Source organism: Polynucleobacter nymphae (genome assembly GCF_018882155.1).
GTDB lineage: Bacteria > Pseudomonadota > Gammaproteobacteria > Burkholderiales > Burkholderiaceae > Polynucleobacter > Polynucleobacter nymphae.
The window spans coordinates 1,552,393-1,573,192 of the sequence record NZ_JACVPA010000001.1; the positions used below are offsets into that span (position 1 = coordinate 1,552,393).

Sequence of the window (20,800 nt, forward strand, 5' to 3'; positions counted from 1 at the left end):
ACTGAATTACGCTGCTGGCGGCTCAGTTTCAATAAAAGAAGGCCGCTGCAATAACTTTTGGTAGAGGCGATCTAAGTTTGGATATTGCGCCTGCCATTTGACATCTGGAAAGCGAAGTAATAACCAACCCAGTGCGCAACCTGTTGCAATATCAGCAAGCGTTATTTGATTGCTATGGCACCAGGCATTCTCACCCAAGATCTCAGACATTTGACGTAGGGAGTTTTGAATCTTGCCCATTTGGCGATCGACCCAAGCTGAGCTCTGTTGTTCGGCAGGGCGCCAAGTGCGCTCCAGTCGAGCCAAAATACCAGCATCCATAATTCCGTCAGCCAGGGCTTCCCAAGTTTTCACGCTTGCGCGCTCGCGGCTATCAGTTGGAATAAGCCTGCTCACTGGGCTTAGGGCATCAGCATATTCAGCGATGACGCGAGAGTCGTAGAGAGCCTCACCGTCGTCCAGAACGAGGCAAGGAACCTTCCCTAGGGGGTTGAAATTGGCTATTTTGGTGTCTGCCGCCCAAACGCTCTCTAATTCAAGGTCAACATCAACCTTTTTCTCTGAAAAAACGATACGTGCTTTACGAACGTAGGGGCTGGTAAGGGATCCGATTAGTTTCATAGGGCACATTATAGCGATCCTAATGGGGGCGCGCTTTAACCTGGAACGCATTAAAATAGGTTTTATTGACATATTCAATGCAAAGGCAATATTCGTGAGTCAGCCGCTTTCTACCCTTAATGCCCTTTCCCCCTTAGATGGCCGTTACGCTGGGAAATTAGATGCTTTGCGTCCCTGGCTTTCTGAGGCGGCTTTTATGCGTCAGCGCGTCTTTGTGGAAATTCATTGGTTACTGGCATTGGCAGCTGCCGGCCTTCCTGATGTACCAAAAATCAGTGCTGCTGATGAAGCTTTCTTGCTATCGCTTCCCGAAAGCTTTTCTGACGTGGATGCGCAGCGTATTAAAGATATCGAAGCTGTCACTAATCATGATGTCAAAGCAGTTGAGTACTTCTTAAAAGAAAAAGTTGCTGGTCGTCCAGATTTACTCAAGGCCAGTGAGTTCATCCACTTTGCTTGCACATCTGAAGATATCAATAACACCTCACATGGCTTAATGTTGCGCGGTGCACGTGATGAAGTACTTTTGCCGCAGCTCAGAAAAGTGCTTTCAGTATTAACTGAGCTTGCCCTTGAGAATGCTAAGGTACCCTTGTTATCACGTACGCATGGTCAACCTGCGTCACCAAGCACACTTGGTAAAGAAATTGCCAACATCGCAAAACGTTTAGAACGTGCGATTGATTCAATTGTTGCAGTTCCATTGTTAGGTAAGATGAATGGTGCAGTGGGTAACTACAACGCGCATCTATCTGCTTACCCAGATTTTGATTGGGAAAATTTTTCGAAGAATGTGGTTGAGCAGCGTCTCGGCCTCACTTTTAATCCCTACACCATTCAGATTGAGCCCCACGATGGCATGGCACAGTTATTTGATGCAATTGCCCGTGCGAATACCATCCTATTAGATATGGATCGGGATTTCTGGGCTTATATTTCTATAGGTTATTTCAAGCAGCGTACTAAGGCTGGTGAGATTGGCTCATCCACAATGCCGCATAAAGTGAATCCGATTGATTTCGAAAACTCAGAAGGTAACTTGGGCGTTGCAAATGCACTGCTTCGCCACCTTGCAGAAAAATTACCGATTTCTCGTTGGCAGCGCGATCTGACTGATTCAACGGTCTTGCGTAATTTAGGCCCAGCATTTGGTCATAGTGTCTTGGCTTATGACAGCGCTTTGCGTGGCCTCGGTAAGTTGGAAGTCAATCACGCAGCGATTGCAGCAGATTTAGATTCATGTTGGGAAGTATTGGCTGAGCCAGTTCAAACTGTCATGCGTCGCTACGGCATTGAGAATCCCTATGAACAGTTAAAAGAATTGACTCGTGGCAAGGGGATTAATAAAGCAGATTTACAAAATTTCATACGCGGTTTAAAGATTCCAGAAGATGCAAAGGCGCGTTTGCTGGAAATGACCCCATCTTCTTATTTAGGTAAGGCGGTTGAATTGACCGAACGTCTCAAAAAGTGACTGTGAACTCCGATTCAGAATACGGGGCACGTCCTCGAGTCTGGTTTGCTGTTTATCAATTGCTATGGCATCTCCTATTGCCATTAGCTTTTGTCCGTCTAGCATGGCGCGCTCGCCATTCTTTTGCATATCTGCACCACATTCCAGAGCGCCTTGGCTTTGGCTATGACAAGCCCATTACCCAAGGAGCTATTTGGATTCATGCAGTATCAGTTGGTGAGACCCGTGCCGCTCAGCCATTAATTGAAGCGTATCTTGCCCGTGGCGAAACTATCTTGCTGACGCATATGACTTTAAATGGCCGTCGTACAGGCAAAAAACTATTTGCTAAGCAAATTGCTTCTGAACAGATACGTCAGGTGTATTTGCCTTATGACCTATGTTGGTCAGTCGAACATTTTCTAAACACTTTTAAGCCTAAGCTTGGCCTCTTCATGGAGACTGAGGCGTGGCCAACGGTTATTTTTCGTTGTGCAGAAATTGGCCCACCGCTGTTCTTAGTAAATGCTCGTCTCTCCGAAAGAAGTGCGCGCCGCATAAACCGATTTGGTAAAGCGGGCCGCTCATTATTTCAAGCCTTTAAAGGCATCTTGGCACAAACTGATTTTGACGCACAGCGTTACCGTAGACTTGGTGTGAACAATATCGGTATCGTCGGCAATCTCAAGTTTGATGTAGCTCTAGATGCACAGCTAGTGCAACAAGGCGAGCTATGGCAACAGGAGTTGCATGCTAGTAAGCGTTTGATGGTCTGCGCTGCCAGCACTCGCGATGGTGAAGAGGAAATCATTCTGAAGGCTTGGAAAGAATTGCTATTGAGCAATTATTTTGTAGTTCAGCCTCTACTTTGTTTGGTACCTCGCCACCCCGAGCGATTTACAGAAGTTGCCGATGCGATTCATTCAACTGGTTTAAAGTTTCGCCGTCGAACTGAATGGTCAGGAGTTCCTAAGGACTGTAATGGAATAGAAGTAGTCTTAGGCGATTCTATGGGCGAGATGCCGATGTATTACAGCGCTGCTGATTTAGTTGTGATGGGTGGTAGCCTCTTGCCGTTTGGCGGTCAAAACTTAATAGAGGCTTGTGCAGCTGGTTGTCCAGTTTTATTGGGTGCGCACACCTATAACTTTCAGCAAGCTTCCCTAGATGCAATTCAAGCTGGTGCTGCTAAGCGTATTGAAGGCGACTTATTGTTAGGCGAATCAAGCACCTTAATGGACGCTTTAAAGGAGTTGCTTTCAAATGCTACTGAACTCAGCAAAATGGGCGAAGCAGCCAAGACTTACTCCATCGAACATCAAGGCGCTACCAAGAAAATCGTCGCCGCCCTTGATCAACAGAACCGTTCTTTCAGTTAAGCCCAATTTGATTTAAACGCGTGCCCCAAAATTAGGATCATCATTGCGTGTATTGTCATCAGGCTTTTTGTCGCCCTTCACTAAATCTTCACGAGTTACGCCAAGCCACATTGCCAAGGCTGCAGCTACGAATACTGAAGAGTAAATACCAAACAAAATACCAATGGTCAGAGCTAGAGCAAAGTAGAACAGTGTTGGGCCACCAAAGATGAGCATAGCCAGAACCATCATCTCAGTGCTACCGTGAGTAATCACGGTACGACTGATTGTGCTGGTAATCGCGTTGTCAATAATCTCACGGGTATTCATCTTGCGATATTTGCGGAAGTTTTCACGAATACGATCAAAGATCACCACAGATTCGTTTACGGAGTAACCCAGAACTGCAAGCACTGCTGCCAAGACAGAGAGCGAGAACTCCCATTGAAAGAAAGCAAAGAAGCCCAAGATGATGATGACGTCATGCAAGTTCGCGATGATGCCAGCTACCGCAAATTTCCACTCAAAGCGGAAAGAGAGGTACAGCACAATACCAATAATCACAAAGATCAGAGCCTTCAAGCCATCCATGGCCAACTCTTGGCCAACTTGTGGTCCAACGAACTCAACGCGCTGTAGCTTGGCTCCACTGCTGGCTGGCTCAAGCGCTTGCATCACGGCTGTACTTTGATCTGCAGAAGAAATGAGTTTTCCTGCGGCATCCTTTTGTAAAGGGAGGCGAATCATGATGTCGCGTGAGCTGCCAAAGTTCTGAATCTGGGTATCTGCGTAACCTAACTTCTCAACTTTGGCGCGAATAGAATCTAAAGGAGCAGTTTGAGGATAGCTCACCTCCATGACGGTACCACCAGTAAATTCAATGGAGAGATGAAGGCCGTTGTGCCATAAGAAGAAGACAGCTGCTAAGAAGGTAATTAAAGAAATCGCGTTGAGCACCAAGGCATGGCGCATGAAAGGGATATCTTTTTTGATCCGGAAAAATTCCATGGCTTATTTCTCCTGTGGGCGCCAAACTTGGCCAATAGCAAGTTTTTGAACCTTCTTGTGTCTGCCATACCAAAGATTGACAAGACCGCGCGAGAAGAAGACAGCCGAGAACATAGAGGTCAAAATACCTAAGCAGTGAACCACCGCAAAGCCTTTGATTGGTCCAGAGCCAAATGCTAAGAGGGCAAGACCAGCAATCAAGGTAGTCACGTTCGAGTCCAAAATAGTTGCCCATGCTTTATCAAAGCCAACTGCAATGGCAGTTTGAGGAGCGGCGCCATTACGGAGCTCTTCCCGAATACGCTCGTTAATCAATACATTGGAGTCAATTGCCATACCGAGCGCTAAGGCCATCGCGGCGATGCCAGGCAAAGTGAGAGTAGCTTGCAACATTGACAGCACAGAGATTAGTAGGAGTAAGTTCACTGCCAAAGCAATCACTGAGAATGTACCAAACAGTAAGTAGTAAGCCATCATGAAAATGGCAATTGCGCCAAAGCCGATTAAGAGGGATTTAAATCCTTTTTCAATATTCTCTGCGCCCAAACTTGGTCCAATAGTGCGCTCTTCGATGATCTCCATCGGCGCAGCTAAGGAGCCAGCTCGGAGTAAGAGTGCCAAGTCATTAGCGCTGGCAGTAGTAGGTTGACCGGTGATCTGGAACTTAGAGCCAAATTCACCTTGAATAGTCGCAATCGTAAGAACTTCACCCTTACCCTTTTCAAATAAAATCATGCCCATTGGCTTACCAATATTCTCGCGAGTGACTTCTTGCATCACGCGGCCGCCGGCTGCATCAAGAGAGATGTTTACTGCAGGACGTTGGTTCTGATCAAAGCCAGCGCTCGCGTCAGTAATGCGATCGCCACTGAAAATAACCGACTTCTTAAATACACCTAATCGGTTTTCTCCAAAGCGGAAGGTATCCGTGCCTGGAGGCGGAGTTTCACCAAAGCCAATACTGGAAACTGATGGGTCGGCTAAGCGAGACTCTAAAGTCGCTGTTCGACCGATAATATCTTTGGCGCGCGCGGTATCTTGAACGCCTGGCAACTGCACCACGATACGTTCAGCACCTTGTTGTTGAATAACTGGTTCTTTAACTGCTAACTCATTCACGCGTTTATTTAAAGTAATGATATTTTGTTTAACTGCGCTATCTTGAATTTCTTTTAATGCCGTTGGTTTAAATTCACCAACTAACTTTGGTGACAGACCAGTAGGCTTTACTTGCCAAATGAGCTCTGGTTGAGCAGATAACATCACTGTGCGCGCAGCATCTGCATCAGTAGTGCTACCAAAGTTAATAGTGATACTGTCAGCACCACGCTCAATACCCTGGTGGCGAATATTTTTATCGCGTAATTGAGTGCGAATGTCGGTTGCTAAAGAAGTTACCTTCTTTTGTACAGCGCCTTTCATGTCCACCTGTAGCAAGAAATACACGCCACCTCGTAAATCAAGACCTAAAGGCATGGGCAGTGCATTGATAGCATGTAGCCAATCTGGTGTATTTGAAAGAAGATTTAATGCAACGGTAAAGTTCGGATCACTTTGATCAATATTGATTTTCTGCTGTAAGAGGTCGCGTGCGCGCAGTTGGATGTCGGTGTTATTAAAGCGAATTTTGATGGAACCTACATTGGTAGCATTCTCAAAGAAAATACCAGTGTTACTGATATCAGCTTCAGACAAAATCTTTTCAACACGAGCTTGTGTCGCCAAATCAACCTTGATAGTTGGTTTGGCGGACGAGATCTGAACCGCAGGAGCCTCACCATAGAAGTTTGGTAATGAATATAGTCCGCCGATCAACAAGGCAACAGCGATAACTAAGTATTTCCAGAGAGGGTAGCGATTCATATTGAGATACTTTTAAACAAGCGCATTAAGCAGACTTCAGCGTGCCTTTTGGCAATACAGTGGTGATAGCACCTTTTTGTAATTGCACTTCAGTACCGGCTGAAATTTCAACAGTAACTACAGCATCTTTCAATGCAGTCACTTTGCCCATGATGCCGCCAACAGTAACTACTTCATCGCCAACTGATAATGCTTCGAGCATAGCTTTAGTTTCTTTTTGACGCTTCATTTGTGGACGAATCATGATGAAGTACAGCACTGCAAACATCAAAACCAAAGGAAGAAAGCTCATTAAGCCACCAGAATCTGCGCCCGCAGCTGGAGCTTGGGCAAAAGCGTTACTAATCCACATATAAAACCTCCGTTAAAGACTATTTGGAAACTACTTCAGTTCTAGACTTTTAAGTAAAGCCGTAAACCCGCAATTCTAAACTGTGTGGGGGTTTAGAGGGGTTTTGGGGCTGTGTATCCCAGTAGGACTGTTAATCCTGCCCTGGTTCTACGCCACGCTGGCGATTATTGTGGAACTCTTCGCGGTAGGCGCTAAAACGGTCATGACTCAAGGCCTCCCTGACTTCGGCCATTAATTGGAGGTAATAGGACAGGTTATGAATAGTGTTGAGCTGTGACCCTAGAATCTCATTCGCCTTTTGAAGGTGATTTAAGTAGGATCTAGTGAAGTTTTGACAGGTGTAGCAGGCGCAAGTAGGGTCTAGTGGCCGATCATCATCCTTGTACCCAGAATTGCGTAATTTGAGGTCACCAAAGCGGGTAAAAAGCCATCCATTGCGTGCATTACGGGTAGGCATCACACAATCAAACATATCAATGCCAAGGCTAACACCCAACATCAGATCCTCAGGTGTGCCAACGCCCATAAGGTAGTGCGGCATATGTTCTGGCAGCTTGGGTGCCGTGAAATTCAAAATACGTTCAAACTCTGGTTTAGGTTCGCCAACGGATAAGCCGCCAATCGCAATACCATCGAATCCCTGTTGACTTACAGCCTCTAAAGAAAATTCCCGTAGATTCTCAAACATCCCGCCCTGGACAATGCCAAAGAGGCCATTACCAGTATTGAGTTCTCGAAAACGTTTGAGTGAGCGGTCACCCCAGCGGAGCGACATTTCGAGTGATGCGCGAACCGTTTTTTCAGAGGTGGGTTGGCCTTTGATTTCATAGGGGGTGCATTCATCAAACTGCATCGCGATATCACTGTTTAATACAGCCTGAATTTCCATAGATACTTCAGGGGACATAAAAAGTTTGTCACCATTAATCGGGGATGCAAAGGTCACACCTTCTTCGGAGATCTTGCGTAGCGCTCCCAAACTAAAGACCTGAAAGCCACCAGAGTCGGTCAGTATTGGTTTGTCCCAAGCCATGAAGCGATGCAAGCCACCATGTTTTTTGATGACATCTAAACCAGGACGCAACCAGAGATGAAAAGTGTTACCTAAAATAATTTGTGCTTTTGCTTCATGTAAATCGCGCGGTGTCATCGCCTTGACGGTGCCATAAGTTCCCACCGGCATAAAAATGGGAGTTTGTACGCTACCATGTGGAAGATTAAGCTGACCAAGGCGAGCAGGACTTTGCGAGTCGCGCGCCAAAATATTAAAGTGAACAGGTTTGGTCATAGATTTGTATTCTTAAGTTTGCAAAGAAACATCGCATCTCCATAGCTGAAGAAGCGATATTTCTGGTCAATAGCATGTTGGTAGGCGGCGCGAATATTACCCATGCCCGCAAAAGCACTCACCAACATCAATAGGGTAGATTTTGGCAGATGAAAGTTTGTTAGCAAACAATCTACCGTTTTGAACTCAAACCCCGGGGTAATAAAGAGGTTGGTCTCACCACTGCTCTGCTGGCTAAGAGCCTGGCTCTCTAAGGCTCTGAGGCTGGTTGTGCCTACTGCAATTACTCTTCCACCCTGTTTCTTAGTTTCCTCAATTACTTGCAAGCAAGCTTTTGGAATCGAGTACCACTCATGATGCATTTTATGTTTCGAGAGATCTTCCTCCCGAACGGGAGTAAAGGTGCCTGCTCCTACATGTAGCGTGATAGTTGCCAGGCTCACTCCTAAATCTTTTAATTGCTGCAGAATATTTTCATCGAAGTGAAGTCCTGCAGTAGGGGCTGCTACTGCGCCTGGATTTTTAGCAACTACAGTTTGGTAGCGCTGCGCATCTTCACTATCAGGTTGATGCTCAATATAAGGTGGCAGTGGCAATTCACCAAAGCGCTCTAGTAGCCCAAATACATTTTCTGGAAAACGCACTTCGTAAAAACGGCCGTCATATCCCATCATCTCCACTGAAAAAGTTTCTCCAGTCTGGTTGTAGATTTGAACAATAGAGCCAGTCTTGGGAACTTTAGATGCCCTAATTTGTACCCAAGCTTGTTTGTCACCGCTAATGCGTTCGATGAGCAACTCCACATTACCGCCAGTCTCTTTTTTGCCATGAAGACGGGCAGGGATCACCTTGGTGTCATTAAAGACTAATAAATCCCCTGGCTTAATAAGGCTTAGGATTTCCTTAAACTGACGGTCTATTAGCTGGGCGTGATTCCCCCCTTCAGCCTTGACCTCTAGGAGGCGGCTGTCGGTTCTATTCGCCAAAGGGTATTGGGCAATTAGGTCGGCAGGAAGTTCGTAATTGAAGTCGGAGAGTTGCATAGCATTACCATCAGGTATTGGATTTTAACGATGACTACCAAACAAGCGCCAAGCACACTCCAAAAAATGGGTTTAGACAGCCCTATGGCCCTTGCTTTGCATCTTCCATCTCGTTATGAAGATGAGACTGAGTTATTCACTATTGAAGAGGCCCTCAATCAGGGCAGATTTAGCTCGATCCAGACCCAAGGGATCGTCATTCGGAATCAGGTCTTATTTAGACCCAGAAGACAGATGCTAGTCACTATTGAAGATGAGACTGCTACTTTGCAATTGCGATTTCTCAATTTCTATCCTAGTCAGCAAAAGCAAATGGCAGTGGGCGCGCATATCCGAGTCCGTGGTGAGGTGCGGGAAGGATTTCAGGGTCCAGAAATAGTTCATCCAACTGTCAGAGGGGTGGCTGCAGATGCCCCATTGCCAACAAGCCTTACTCCAGTCTATCCAGCGAGCGCTGGAGTTTCACAAGCTGTCATTCGCAAAGCAGTTGTACAAGCACTACGCGATCCTAGTTTGCAAGATAGTTTGGCTGAGTTCTTGCCCAAAAAGTTAATGACAGAACTTCTTCCAGGTAATAATTGGCTCAGTTTGCAATCTGCCATTAGCTACTTACATCAACCACCTTCTGATGCTAATACTCAAGCATTGTTGGAGCGTACTGATCCGGCATGGCGCCGTGTGCAATTTGAAGAATTACTGGCGCAACAGATTTCCTTGAAACGTGCCCATGCCATTCGAAGAGAGCGGCATGCTCCAAGCTTTGCCAAGCCCTCAAAAGAAAAAAGTCTTGAGGCAAACCTAATAAAAGCACTACCTTTTACACTAACTGGCGCGCAAGCTCGTGTTTGGTCAGAGATTAGCCATGATCTAGAAAAATCATTTCCTATGAATCGTCTCTTACAGGGTGATGTGGGGAGTGGCAAGACAGTAGTCGCAGCCTTAGCAGCAGCACGTGTGATAGATCATGGTTATCAGGCCGCTGTGATGGCACCTACAGAAATCTTGGCTGAGCAACATTACTTAAAAATGAAAGAGTGGTTTGAGCCATTAGGCGTCCGCATTGCTTGGCTCTCAGGCAGTTTGAAAGCAAAAGAAAAAAGATTGTCCCAAGAGATGATTGAGAGTGGTCAGGCCCAACTGATCATTGGTACCCATGCTCTGATTCAGGAGAGTGTCAGTTTTTCTAAATTAGGCTTGGCAGTCATTGATGAGCAACATCGTTTTGGAGTGAGACAGCGTTTAGAAATTCAGCAAAGACTTGGATCCGAGTTGTTCTATTGCCATCAACTGATGATGTCAGCCACACCAATTCCCCGTACTTTAGCGATGACGTATTACGCAGACCTCGATGTATCCGTGATTGATGAACTCCCTCCCGGTCGAAAACCTATTACCACCAAGGTGGTGAAAGCTTCACGTCGTGATGAGGTCATTGGTGGTCTACAAAGTTGGTTGTCGAAAGGACTGCAAGCCTATTGGGTCTGCCCTTTGATTGAAGAGTCTGAGGCCTTGCAATTACAAACTGCTGTTGAAAGTTATGAGCAGCTGACACAGGCTTTGCCTAATTTTAAAGTTGGCTTAGTGCATGGCCGCTTAAAAGCAGAAGAAAAGGCAGCAGTGATGGCAGCCTTCAAAGCAAATGAAATTCAATTATTAGTTGCTACGACAGTGATTGAGGTAGGGGTAGATGTGCCGAATGCTGCGCTCATGGTTATTGAGCATGCAGAGCGTTTTGGTTATGCTCAGATTCATCAATTGCGTGGGCGTGTGGGGCGCGGTTCTGCTGACTCTGTTTGTATCCTGATGTATGCAGAGCCTCTATCGATGGCTGCTAAAGAACGCTTGCAGACTCTACGAGAGGTGTCGGATGGCTTTGTGATTGCAGAGAGGGATCTTTCCCTGCGTGGCCCCGGCGAACTACTCGGAGCGAAGCAGTCCGGCGATGGCATGTTGCGTTTTGTAGATTTGCAGCGCGATGCTTGGTTAATTGAGCTGGCTCAACAAGCAGCTGAACGATTGCTAGCAGAGCATGCTGATTTAGTAGAGCGGCATTTAGAGCGCTGGTTAGGATCGCGCGCTGAATTTCTAAAGGCGTGATAATTACTCTATGTCCTTGAATGATCGCCTTATCTCATATGCTTATCTGATTCGCTTAGATAAGCCGATTGGTACTCTACTGCTTTTATGGCCAACCCTTTGGGCCTTATGGCTCGCCAGTGCTGGAGTACCCGATCTCAATATCTTATTGATATTCGTAGCTGGTACATTCTTGATGCGTAGCGCAGGTTGCGCGATGAATGATTATGCTGATCGCGACTTTGATCGTCATGTACAGAGAACGCAAGCGCGTCCTGTAACAAGCGGTAAGATTTCAGGGAAAGAAGCGCTACTAGTTGCTGCGATGCTAGCCTTACTTGCCTTCTGGTTGATTCAGCCACTGAATAGGTATACCAAGTTACTATCAGTTTTTGCATTGGCAGTCGCTTTTATTTACCCCTTTACTAAACGTTTCTTTGCGATGCCTCAAGCTGTTTTAGGTGTCGCTTTTGGTTTTGGCATCCCAATGGCTTATGCCGCTATCTTGAATGACATCCCCTTAGAGGCTTGGATCTTATTCGTAGGAAATATTTTTTGGGCTATCGCTTATGACACTGCCTATGCCATGGTTGATCGTGAGGATGATCTGCGTTTGGGTTTGCGTACCTCCGCAATTACCTTTGGGCAATATGACGTTGCTGCAATTGCGGTGAGTTATGCCATCTTGTTTATCAGCCAAATTTGGGTAGCGCAATTAGCTGACTTGAGTAATTACTTTTTGCTTGGATGGTCTATAGCCCTAGCTTGCGCTATTTACCATCTCAAATTGATTTCTACCCGTAAGCGCGAAGAATGCTTTGCTGCATTTCGCCATAACAATTGGTTGGGTGGATTTTTATTTCTAGGAATTGTGCTTGGCCTTAGTTTGCGCTAAGGCTTACTTCAGGTAATTAACTCTTACCCAATTCGTCTCCCATTGCTTTACCACGCTGACTTGCGGCATCAATGGCTTTTTCAAGAATCTCGTTCCAACCTTCTTGCTTCATGACTTCAAGCGCTGCTGCTGTAGTGCCACCTTTAGAGGTGACACGCTCACGCAGTACACCAGCATGTTCATCAGAGTTATGAGCAAGTTGCGTTGCACCCTCAAGAGTTGCATAGGCCAGCTTGCGAGCACTCGCCGCATCCAATCCTAATTTCTCACCAGCCGATTGCATAGCTTCTAAAAAGGCAAAAACATAAGCAGGACCACTGCCCGAAACCGCCGTAACAGCATCCATGAGCCTCTCTTCTGATACCCAAATGCTTTGGCCAACCGCATTGCAGATGGTCTGGGCTAGTTCACGATCAGCTTCATTTACGGCTGTATCAGCAAATAATCCAGTAATACCTTTGCCAATTAATGCTGGAGTATTGGGCATAGCGCGCACACAGCGGGCATGATCTAGCCAGCGACTCATATCTTTTAAGCGAATACCAGCAGCAATACTCAAAATCAATGGGCCAGGTGCAGATGCATGCTTGAGCTTTGCGGCTAAGCCTTTAGCTACCACATTAAAGTCCTGAGGTTTAATTGCCATGACAAGGACATTATTTTTTGAGAAGTCAAAAGTAATCTGTTCTAAGGCGCCAATACCTTGAACGCCAAAGTCTTCATGCAACTTTATTGCAGTCGCTGCATTAGCTTCAACTACAGAAATTTGATTAGAGATAAATCCATTGGCTAGTAAGCCACTAATTAAGGCGCGGCCCATATTGCCACCACCAATAAAAGTGATGTGCACGTTGCTATTTTTTTGGCTATTTTGATTTGTGCTCATTTGCTAATCTTATCGCGCTTCCCAAAAATGGCGGTCCCAACGCGAACAATAGTGCTGCCTTGGGCAATAGCAGCCTCAAGATCATCGGACATACCCATCGATAGGGTATCAAAGAATTGATACCTGGTATTCGTAGATCGGGCAGCTTGAATACGTTTAAAGCAGTCTTGGACCTGGGCAAATGCTTTACGCTGCTCACCCAAATCTGTGCTTGGAGCCGGGATAGCCATTAAACCCCTGAGAACTATATTGGGCAACTGAACAATTGAATCACAAAGTGCCTCAGCCTCAGAAAGAGGCACGCCACCTTTACTTTCTTCATCGCTCACATTGACTTGAACGCATAGTTGCAATTCTGCAAGGCTAGGAAACTCACCGCGCTGTGCAGATAAACGCTCTGCAATTTTGAGTCGGTCAACGCTATGTACCCAATCGAAATGTTCAGCAACTTCCCTAGTCTTATTGCTTTGTAGTGGGCCTATGAAGTGCCATACTAGCCAGGGACGTAATTTGGCCAATTGAGTAATTTTCTCAACACCCTCTTGAACGTAGTTTTCACCAAAAGCAGTTTGTCCTGCGTGCATGGCTTCTTCAATTGCGGAAGTTGGAAAGGTTTTACTGACTGCTAAGAGCTCAATCTCTTCGGGCTCGCGCTTTGCCGCTAGCGCTGCAAGCTCGATGCGCTGTTTTACCTGCATGAGGTTAACAACAATAGAGCTCATTTGACCTTAGAAGATTTACTGATCAATTGGTCCACGATCTCAATCCAGTGAAGTACTGGCGTATCTTCTTGTTGAAGATGCGTAATGCAGCCAATATTTCCAGAGACAATGATTTCTGCGCCAGATTCTTCGCAGGCTGCATTTAAATGATTTAACTTATTCTTACGCAACTGCTCTGAGAGCTCGGGCTGGGTTACTGAATAAGTGCCTGCAGAGCCACAACACAGATGACTATCTGCGCACAAGCGAACGCCGATACCAATGCTTGATAGCAAAGCTTCAACCTTGCCCCGAATTTGTTGGCCGTGTTGCAATGTGCAAGGTGGGTGATACACCACACCAGGTTTTTGATCTGTGCCAATCAACTGGATTAATTCATTTTGTAGATCAGGCAGTATTTCCGAAATATCTTTAGTTAAGTGAGAGATCTTTTTAGCTTTAGCTGCGTAAGTAGGGTCATTCGCAAAGAGATGGCCATAATCTTTAACCATGACGCCGCAGCCAGAGGCTGTCATCACGATTGCTTCAACACCACTCTCAACCAAAGGCCACCATGCATCAATGTTTTGCTTGGCGTTCTCTAGGCCGCCTGCTTGATCATTTAGGTGGTAGCGCAAGGCACCACAGCAAGTAGCGTTTGGAGCACTAATGAGCTGAATCTTTAATGCATCTAAAACACGTGCAGTTGCCGAATTGATATTTGGCAACATACCTGGCTGAACACAGCCTTCCAGAATCAGCATTTTGCGATCATGTGAAGTAGTAGGTCTTGCATAAGGGTCTGTTGAGTTATCTAAGCCCTTATTCTTCACTTGTGGGATCTTGCGCTTGATACCGCTTGGCATCAGCGGTCGTACTAAGCGACCCAAAGCCATCGCCGAATTAAATAGTGCCGGCTTTGTTAAACCCTCTTTTAAGGCCCAGCGTGTTAAGCGCTCGCCAAGAGGGCGTTCAGGTGTGCTGTCTTCAGCCCACTTGCGACCAATATCGATTAAGTTGCCGTATTGCACGCCGCTAGGACAGGTACTTTCGCAATTGCGGCAAGTCAGGCACCGATCTAGGTGCATACGGGTTTTTTCTGTAGGCGCTACACCCTCAGCCATTTGCTTGATGAGGTATATACGACCACGCGGACCATCAAGTTCATCACCTAAGATTTGATAGGTTGGGCAAGTAGCTGTACAAAAACCACAGTGAACACATTTTCCCAAAATTCGAGCTGCTTCTATCCCTTCGGGTGTATTGGCAAATTGAGGGGCGAGTTGAGTTTGCATAGCGGGGCTTACGGGAGACGTTTAGTAGCGAATACACCGGCTGGATCAAATGCAGATCTGAGGCGTTCTTGAACTGCTTCAAGGGCCTTAGAGTGGACTTGTTCACTCAGTAATGTAAAGCGTTGGAATGCGGGATTGACATTCATCCCTTGCTTAAATCGAGTTGCATGTCCACCATGGCTAGTTGCAAGTTGCTTGATTAGAGTAAATGTCGCCTCGTCGCCGGCGGCTTTAATCCAGCGCTGTTGACCGTGCCATTCCAAAACTATTTCACTACTTGCGCCAGGGATGGTGAGGGGTCCACATGCTGCCGGGAGGGCTAAGCGATAAAGAGTTTGATCAGCAGCGATATTTTCAAGTGATGACAACTGATGCTCGCGTAAATCACTCCAAAATACTTCGGCAGATTGAGGCTCTACTTCGCTTGCATTAACTAGTGAGCTCATGAAAGGGATCGCCGCTTTGATTGCCGCCGCCGCGCCTGCCAAACGAATAGTTAACTGACCATCTCCGCTTGCATTGCCAATCCAGCAACTGGCCGATAGTGGCAGTGGTTGGCCAGCCCATTCATTTAAGATCCTCAAGGCTTTTTCTTGAGAGATCTGGCAACGCAATGTTGCTGTGGCTGCTGGTTTTGGTAATACCTTCACAGATGCTTCTAGTAAGAGTGCTAGGGTACCCATTGAGCCCGGCATTAAGCGAGATACGTCATAGCCGGCTACGTTCTTCATGACTTGGCCGCCAAAAGAGAGATCTCGACCCTTGCCATCCATAACGCGCGCACCTAAAACAAAATCTCGGAAGTTACCCACGCTAATACGACCTGGACCAGCTAATCCAGCTGCAATGGCGCCGCCAAAAGTAGCATACTGACCAAAGTGTGGCGGCTCGAATGCGAGTACTTGATTTTTGTCTTTCAGAGCTACTTCAATTTCTTTCAGCGGGGTTCCAGCACAAGCGGTAATTACCAATTCTTCTGGCTGATATTCCAGAATGCCGGAATAAGTTCGAGTATTTAGCTTAGCAAGTGTGTTGCTGTTGCCATACCAAGACTTTGTGCCGCCGCCCTCAATAGAGAGCGGCGTTTTGTTTTTTGCTGCGTGCAGAACTTGTTCGCGAAATTCCTCAATGATGGGATCGGTAGCATTCATTAGAAGCGCTCTAACTCTGGGTGGGGTAATTGACCGCCGCTAATGCGCATACGACCATACTCTGCACAGCGACTGAGTGTTGGGATGGCTTTATCTGGGTTAAGTAATTTCTCTGGATCAAAGGCACTTTTCACCCCCCAGAAGGATTCAAGTTCACCTTCGCCAAACTGCACACACATGGAATTAATTTTTTCAATGCCAACACCATGCTCGCCAGTAATCGTTCCGCCAAGCTCAACACAAGCTTCTAGAATCTCAGTGCCAAACTCTTCAGCGCGATGCCACTCATCTTGGTCGGCACCATTAAACATAATCAGAGGATGCATATTGCCATCGCCTGCATGGAAAACATTCAAGCAACCTAAGCCATATTTTTTTTCCATAACCTGAATACGCTTAAGTAGGGTGGCAATATGTCTACGTGGAATGGTGCCATCCATGCAGTAGTAATCAGCAGCGATTCTTCCTGCTGCTGGGAAGGCATTTTTACGGCCACTCCAAAACTTCAAGCGTTCCGTTTCATCTTTAGAGATCTGAATGCCACTCGCACCAGATTGCTCTAATACTTTTGTCATGCGTTCAATTTCTTCAGCAACCTCTTCTGGAGTCCCGTCGGATTCGCAAAGCAAAATAGCTACGGCCTCTAAGTCATATCCTGCATTTACAAACTCTTCCACAGCTCTTGTAGTCGCCTGATCCATCATCTCTAAACCAGCAGGAATGATGCCAGCAGCGATGATGGCCGCAACAGCATTTCCACCTTTTTCAATATCATCAAAACTCGCCATGATGACGCGTGCTAGTCTTGGTTTGGCAACTAGCTTCACGGTAACTTCGGTGACCACTGCGAGCATGCCTTCGCTACCCATCACAATGGCCAATAAATCTAAGCCTGGTGCATCTGGAGCGAGACTACCAAATTCAACAATCTCGCCATTCATCAAGATCCCGCGCACGCGCAGAACATTGTGCAGAGTGAGGCCGTATTTAAGACAGTGCACACCACCCGAGTTTTCATTCACGTTGCCGCCAATAGAGCAGGCAATTTGAGATGAGGGATCTGGAGCGTAGTAGAGACCCAAATGAGAAACTGCTTCGGAGATCGCTAGGTTGCGGACTCCAGGTTGCACCACTGCTGTTCGGGTAAATGGGTCAATACTGAGAATTTTCTTGAGCTTTGCAAGGGAGAGCACTAAACCTTGGGAGATTGGCATTGCTCCTCCAGATAGGCCGGTGCCAGATCCGCGTGGAACCACAGGAATTTGCATCTCAAAGCAGACTTTGAGAATTTGAGTGACCTGCTCTTCCGTTTCTGGGAGGGCAACTGCCAGCGGCATACGCTTATATGCAGCCAAACCATCGCATTCATAGGGAATCGTATCCTCAGGCTCCCACAGCAAGGCATGCTCAGGGAGGATTGGACGCAAAGCCGAAACCAGTTTTGACTGAAGTGCAGTGATAGCGGCTAGATCGGGGGGTGGGCTCACCATATTCATAGGAATCATTTTAGCCATTTACTTATAATTAAGCTCATGGGAAATCGACTATCAAAAATCGCCACTAGAACGGGTGATGAAGGCATGACTGGCTTGGGTGACGGAAGTCGCGTTGAGAAGGATCATTTGCGGATTTGCGCCATGGGCGATGTAGATGAGCTGAACTCCCAAATCGGTGTTTTGATGACTGAGGACATCCCAGAGGCTATTGCGCCTGAGGTGATAGAGCTTTTCTTGCAGGTACAGCATGATTTATTTGATTTGGGTGGTGAGCTCTGCATTCCTAATTACAAGCTCCTAAAGCCAGACCACGTAGCTAGGTTAGATGTATGGCTGGAGAAGTACAACCAACAATTGCCTCCTTTAACCGAATTTATTCTACCTGGTGGTACACGCGCTGCCGCACAGGCTCACGTATGTCGCACAGTTTGCAGAAGAGCAGAGCGTTCAATTGTGCGCTTAGGTTGGGCGGAGCCTTTGTATGATTCTCCTCGTCAGTATGTCAATCGTTTATCCGATTTACTATTTGTGCTCTCACGTATTTTGAACCGTGCCGCTGGTGGGGCCGATGTACTTTGGAAACATGAAAAAAAAGAGACTAAATAAATTAGCCTCTTTTGGTATTGCGTTAATTACTACCGGTATTTAATTCGTTGATTATTTGTTCTTACTTCTGCGTTTCTTTACCGCACTAGCTAAACGCTCCAGCACTTTCACTGAATCATCCCAATTAATGCAGGCGTCAGTAATACTCTTACCGTATTCCAGTTTACTTGGATCATCTTTGCCAGGCGTAAATTTCTGTGCGCCATCGTTGAGATGGCTCTCCACCATTACACCAAAAATCTGCTGTGAACCAGACTCAATTTGCTTAGCAATATCATCTGCTACAACGATTTGACGCTCATGTTTTTTACTTGAATTAGCATGCGATAAGTCAACCATCAAACTGGCTGGAAGCTTTGCTGCTGCTAGCTCAGTGCATGCTGCTTGTACATGTGACGCTTCGTAGTTAGGCTCTTTGCCACCGCGCAAAATGACGTGACAGTCTTTATTGCCTTTAGTTTCCACAACCGATACTTGACCGTTCTTATGAACAGATAAGAAGTGGTGTGGACGACCCGCCGCCTGAATAGCATCAGTCGCAATTTTGATGTTGCCATCGGTGCCATTCTTAAATCCAATAGGTGCAGACAAACCGGAAGCGAGTTCGCGATGAACTTGACTTTCAGTTGTGCGAGCACCAATTGCGCCCCAAGAGATCAGGTCAGCAATATATTGTGGAGAGATGACATCAAGGAACTCGCTACCCGCTGGCATGCCAAGACGATTAATTTCCATCAGGACTTGACGTGCAAGACGCAAGCCCTCTTCAATACGATAGCTCTCATCTAGATAGGGGTCGTTAATCAGACCTTTCCAACCGACAGTGGTGCGAGGCTTTTCAAAATAAACACGCATCACAATTTCTAATTCGCCAGCAAAGCGCTTACGCTCAACTAAAAGACGTTGACAGTATTCCAGTGCAGCGCGTGGATCATGAATCGAGCATGGCCCAATGATGACAAGTAAGCGATCATCTTTTCCATGAATAATGTCGCGAATCTTCTTGCGGGTTTTGCTGATCAATGCTTCAGTTGGCGTTCCGGAGATCGGAAAGAAGCGAATTAAATGCTCTGGCGGAGCCAGGACAGTAATCTTGTCAATGCGTTGATCGTCAGTATCTGACGTCTTATCAACGGCAGAGTACCAATTAGCGGGATTAGTATTTTGTTGGCTCATAAGGTTATTTTAAGCCGTAATTCAGTAATATCAGGCAGTCCCACCAACAGTGAGGCTGTCGATACGCAAAGTGGGCTGCCCAACCCCAACCGGAACGCTTTGTCCTTCCTTGCCGCAAACCCCAATCCCGCCGTCTAATTTAAGGTCGTTGCCAATCATGGAGACCTGTTTTAGGGACTCTGGGCCGCTGCCAATAATAGTGGCACCTTTGACTGGGTATTGAATTTTGCCGTTTTCAACCCAGTAGGCCTCCGATGCTGAGAACACAAATTTGCCGCTAGTAATGTCGACTTGACCACCACCAAAATTCACTGCATATAGACCGCGTTTGATACTAGCCACAATTTCTTGGGGATCATCCTTGCCCGCGAGCATATAAGTATTCGTCATGCGGGGCATTGGTAGTGATGCAAAACTTTCGCGGCGACCATTACCTGTTAGAGGCATTTTCATGAGTCGTGCATTCAAGCTGTCCTGAATATAACCCTTCAAAATTCCATCTTCAATCAAAGTGGTGCATTGAGTAGGAGTGCCTTCGTCGTCAATATTGAGGGATCCTCTGCGACCAGAGAGAGTGCCGTCATCGACAACAGTGACGCCCTTAGCAGCTACACGTTGCCCAATACGACCAGCAAAAGCGGAAGAGCCTTTACGATTGAAATCACCTTCCAAACCATGACCCACAGCCTCATGCAAGAGAACGCCAGGCCAGCCTGGCCCCATCACAACCGTCATAGGGCCTGCAGGCGCAGGACGCGATTCTAGATTGACTAAAGCGCCATCAACTGCTTCGTCAGCATATTGATTGATCAGAGCAGTATCAAAATAATGATAGTCATGTCTTGCGCCGCCGCCCGAAGATCCAGATTCACGACGACCATTTTGCTCTGCAATGACATGGACTGAAACCCGGACTAGTGGCCTTATATCTGCAGCTAGTAAGCCATCTGCACGGATAACTAGAACAACATCAAACTCACCAGCAAGACTCGCCATTACCTGGATGATGCGGGGATCACGTGCTTTTGCACGACGCTCAATACTTTCTAAGAGGGCAATTTTTTCTTTGGGACTTAATGAGTCCAAAGGATTGATATCGGAGTACAGCTTATTAGATATTGGATTAAATAGTTTGCTAGCAACCGCCTGCTTGCCACCTTGTGGGCCAATAACGCGAGTCGCTTTGGCAGCTTTACTTAGTGCCTCTAGATTAATTTCGTCTGAGTAGGCAAAGGCAGTTTTATCGCCATAAATAGCTCGCACCCCTACGCCTTGATCAATATTGAAACTGCCAGACTTCACAATTCCTTCTTCAAGGCTCCAACTTTCACTACGAGTATGTTGAAAGTACAGATCAGCATCATCTAGACGATGAGTAAACATGCTGCCAAATGTCTTATGAAGATCTTGCTCTGAGAGTCCAGTTGGTTCAAGCAGAATAGACTTAGCTAGTTTAAGAAGGTCTGCCTGCGTTTTGGCTTTGGTCCAGTTGACTGGAAATAGTGCTTCAGGTGCATTCATTTGATTGTGCA

18 protein-coding genes are annotated in these 20,800 nt (G+C 46.5%); 5 read left to right on the forward strand and 13 right to left on the reverse strand.

The window, feature by feature from the left end:
* Positions 1-6 precede the first annotated feature (6 nt).
* Positions 7-621 carry a glutathione S-transferase gene (locus ICN29_RS08070; protein WP_216131567.1) on the reverse strand — a complete coding sequence of 205 codons (615 nt, stop codon included), beginning with the start codon at positions 619-621 and terminating at the stop codon, positions 7-9.
* Between the two features lie 94 nt (positions 622-715).
* Between ICN29_RS08070 and purB the strand changes: the two genes are divergently transcribed.
* Complete coding sequence (purB, locus tag ICN29_RS08075) at positions 716-2,095, forward strand: adenylosuccinate lyase (protein WP_216131570.1); 1,380 nt, start codon at positions 716-718, stop codon at positions 2,093-2,095.
* Between the two features lie 2 nt (positions 2,096-2,097).
* Positions 2,098-3,453: a 3-deoxy-D-manno-octulosonic acid transferase gene (locus ICN29_RS08080; RefSeq protein ID WP_369411650.1), complete on the forward strand. Its 1,356-nt coding sequence runs from the start codon at positions 2,098-2,100 to the stop codon at positions 3,451-3,453.
* Positions 3,454-3,465: 12 nt separating this feature from the next.
* On the opposite strand, the gene secF is transcribed toward ICN29_RS08080, so the two are convergent.
* From secF to queA, 5 genes are all read right to left on the reverse strand, one after another.
* The gene (gene secF / locus ICN29_RS08085; RefSeq protein WP_216131576.1) at positions 3,466-4,440 is read right to left on the reverse strand and encodes a protein translocase subunit SecF; all 975 of its coding nucleotides are present in this window, start codon (positions 4,438-4,440) and stop codon (positions 3,466-3,468) included.
* Positions 4,441-4,443: 3 nt separating this feature from the next.
* Positions 4,444-6,303, reverse strand: a complete 1,860-nt coding sequence (gene secD / locus ICN29_RS08090) for a protein translocase subunit SecD (RefSeq protein WP_216131579.1) — start codon at positions 6,301-6,303, stop codon at positions 4,444-4,446.
* 25 nt (positions 6,304-6,328) lie between these two features.
* Complete coding sequence (yajC, locus tag ICN29_RS08095) at positions 6,329-6,655, reverse strand: preprotein translocase subunit YajC (protein WP_216131581.1); 327 nt, start codon at positions 6,653-6,655, stop codon at positions 6,329-6,331.
* Positions 6,656-6,785: 130 nt separating this feature from the next.
* Positions 6,786-7,943 carry a tRNA guanosine(34) transglycosylase Tgt gene (gene tgt / locus ICN29_RS08100; protein WP_216131584.1) on the reverse strand — a complete coding sequence of 386 codons (1,158 nt, stop codon included), beginning with the start codon at positions 7,941-7,943 and terminating at the stop codon, positions 6,786-6,788.
* Positions 7,940-8,986, reverse strand: a complete 1,047-nt coding sequence (gene queA / locus ICN29_RS08105; protein WP_216131587.1) for a tRNA preQ1(34) S-adenosylmethionine ribosyltransferase-isomerase QueA — start codon at positions 8,984-8,986, stop codon at positions 7,940-7,942. Before queA ends, tgt begins: the two co-directional genes overlap by 4 nt.
* Positions 8,987-9,016: 30 nt before the next feature.
* Here queA and recG point away from each other — a divergent pair, with 30 nt between their 5' ends.
* A complete protein-coding gene (recG, locus tag ICN29_RS08110; RefSeq protein WP_216131590.1) occupies positions 9,017-11,083 on the forward strand; it encodes an ATP-dependent DNA helicase RecG in 2,067 nt (688 codons plus the stop codon).
* A 10-nt stretch (positions 11,084-11,093) separates the two neighbouring features.
* Positions 11,094-11,957: a 4-hydroxybenzoate octaprenyltransferase gene (gene ubiA, locus ICN29_RS08115; RefSeq protein ID WP_216131593.1), complete on the forward strand. Its 864-nt coding sequence runs from the start codon at positions 11,094-11,096 to the stop codon at positions 11,955-11,957.
* A gap of 16 nt (positions 11,958-11,973) precedes the next feature.
* Here ubiA and proC read toward each other — a convergent pair whose 3' ends face one another.
* Genes proC through ICN29_RS08140 form a run of 5 tightly spaced genes read right to left on the reverse strand, consistent with a single transcriptional unit; the run spans position 11,974 to position 17,480 of the window.
* Positions 11,974-12,807 carry a pyrroline-5-carboxylate reductase gene (proC, locus tag ICN29_RS08120; RefSeq protein WP_216132161.1) on the reverse strand — a complete coding sequence of 278 codons (834 nt, stop codon included), beginning with the start codon at positions 12,805-12,807 and terminating at the stop codon, positions 11,974-11,976.
* Positions 12,808-12,839: 32 nt separating this feature from the next.
* The gene (locus ICN29_RS08125) at positions 12,840-13,565 is read right to left on the reverse strand and encodes a YggS family pyridoxal phosphate-dependent enzyme (protein WP_216131596.1); all 726 of its coding nucleotides are present in this window, start codon (positions 13,563-13,565) and stop codon (positions 12,840-12,842) included.
* A complete protein-coding gene (gene glcF, locus ICN29_RS08130) occupies positions 13,562-14,839 on the reverse strand; it encodes a glycolate oxidase subunit GlcF (protein WP_216131599.1) in 1,278 nt (425 codons plus the stop codon). Before glcF ends, ICN29_RS08125 begins: the two co-directional genes overlap by 4 nt.
* 8 nt (positions 14,840-14,847) lie before the next feature.
* Positions 14,848-15,990 (reverse strand): glycolate oxidase subunit GlcE, encoded by a 1,143-nt coding sequence (glcE, locus tag ICN29_RS08135; protein WP_216131602.1) that lies wholly within the window; start codon positions 15,988-15,990, stop codon positions 14,848-14,850.
* Positions 15,990-17,480 carry an FAD-linked oxidase C-terminal domain-containing protein gene (locus ICN29_RS08140; RefSeq protein WP_216132164.1) on the reverse strand — a complete coding sequence of 497 codons (1,491 nt, stop codon included), beginning with the start codon at positions 17,478-17,480 and terminating at the stop codon, positions 15,990-15,992. Before ICN29_RS08140 ends, glcE begins: the two co-directional genes overlap by 1 nt.
* A 42-nt stretch (positions 17,481-17,522) precedes the next feature.
* Here ICN29_RS08140 and ICN29_RS08145 point away from each other — a divergent pair, with 42 nt between their 5' ends.
* Positions 17,523-18,092, forward strand: a complete 570-nt coding sequence (locus tag ICN29_RS08145) for a cob(I)yrinic acid a,c-diamide adenosyltransferase (RefSeq protein WP_216131605.1) — start codon at positions 17,523-17,525, stop codon at positions 18,090-18,092.
* Positions 18,093-18,143: 51 nt separating this feature from the next.
* On the opposite strand, the gene ICN29_RS08150 is transcribed toward ICN29_RS08145, so the two are convergent.
* Positions 18,144-19,268 (reverse strand): 3-deoxy-7-phosphoheptulonate synthase, encoded by a 1,125-nt coding sequence (locus tag ICN29_RS08150; RefSeq protein WP_216131608.1) that lies wholly within the window; start codon positions 19,266-19,268, stop codon positions 18,144-18,146.
* Between the two features lie 30 nt (positions 19,269-19,298).
* Complete coding sequence (gene tldD / locus ICN29_RS08155) at positions 19,299-20,789, reverse strand: metalloprotease TldD (RefSeq protein ID WP_255538112.1); 1,491 nt, start codon at positions 20,787-20,789, stop codon at positions 19,299-19,301.
* Between the last annotated feature and the right edge of the window lie 11 nt (positions 20,790-20,800).

Coding starts and splice junctions, on each gene's coding strand:
- ICN29_RS08070 (WP_216131567.1), bottom strand. CDS start 621: ATGAAACTAATCGGATCCCTTACCAGCCCCTACGTTCGTAAAGCACGT.
- secF (WP_216131576.1), bottom strand. CDS start 4,440: ATGGAATTTTTCCGGATCAAAAAAGATATCCCTTTCATGCGCCATGCC.
- secD (WP_216131579.1), bottom strand. CDS start 6,303: ATGAATCGCTACCCTCTCTGGAAATACTTAGTTATCGCTGTTGCCTTG.
- yajC (WP_216131581.1), bottom strand. CDS start 6,655: ATGTGGATTAGTAACGCTTTTGCCCAAGCTCCAGCTGCGGGCGCAGAT.
- tgt (WP_216131584.1), bottom strand. CDS start 7,943: ATGACCAAACCTGTTCACTTTAATATTTTGGCGCGCGACTCGCAAAGT.
- queA (WP_216131587.1), bottom strand. CDS start 8,986: ATGCAACTCTCCGACTTCAATTACGAACTTCCTGCCGACCTAATTGCC.
- recG (WP_216131590.1), top strand. CDS start 9,017: ATGACTACCAAACAAGCGCCAAGCACACTCCAAAAAATGGGTTTAGAC.
- ubiA (WP_216131593.1), top strand. CDS start 11,094: ATGTCCTTGAATGATCGCCTTATCTCATATGCTTATCTGATTCGCTTA.
- ICN29_RS08125 (WP_216131596.1), bottom strand. CDS start 13,565: ATGAGCTCTATTGTTGTTAACCTCATGCAGGTAAAACAGCGCATCGAG.
- glcF (WP_216131599.1), bottom strand. CDS start 14,839: ATGCAAACTCAACTCGCCCCTCAATTTGCCAATACACCCGAAGGGATA.
- glcE (WP_216131602.1), bottom strand. CDS start 15,990: ATGAATGCTACCGATCCCATCATTGAGGAATTTCGCGAACAAGTTCTG.
- ICN29_RS08140 (WP_216132164.1), bottom strand. CDS start 17,480: ATGGTGAGCCCACCCCCCGATCTAGCCGCTATCACTGCACTTCAGTCA.
- ICN29_RS08145 (WP_216131605.1), top strand. CDS start 17,523: ATGGGAAATCGACTATCAAAAATCGCCACTAGAACGGGTGATGAAGGC.
- ICN29_RS08150 (WP_216131608.1), bottom strand. CDS start 19,268: ATGAGCCAACAAAATACTAATCCCGCTAATTGGTACTCTGCCGTTGAT.
- tldD (WP_255538112.1), bottom strand. CDS start 20,789: ATGAATGCACCTGAAGCACTATTTCCAGTCAACTGGACCAAAGCCAAA.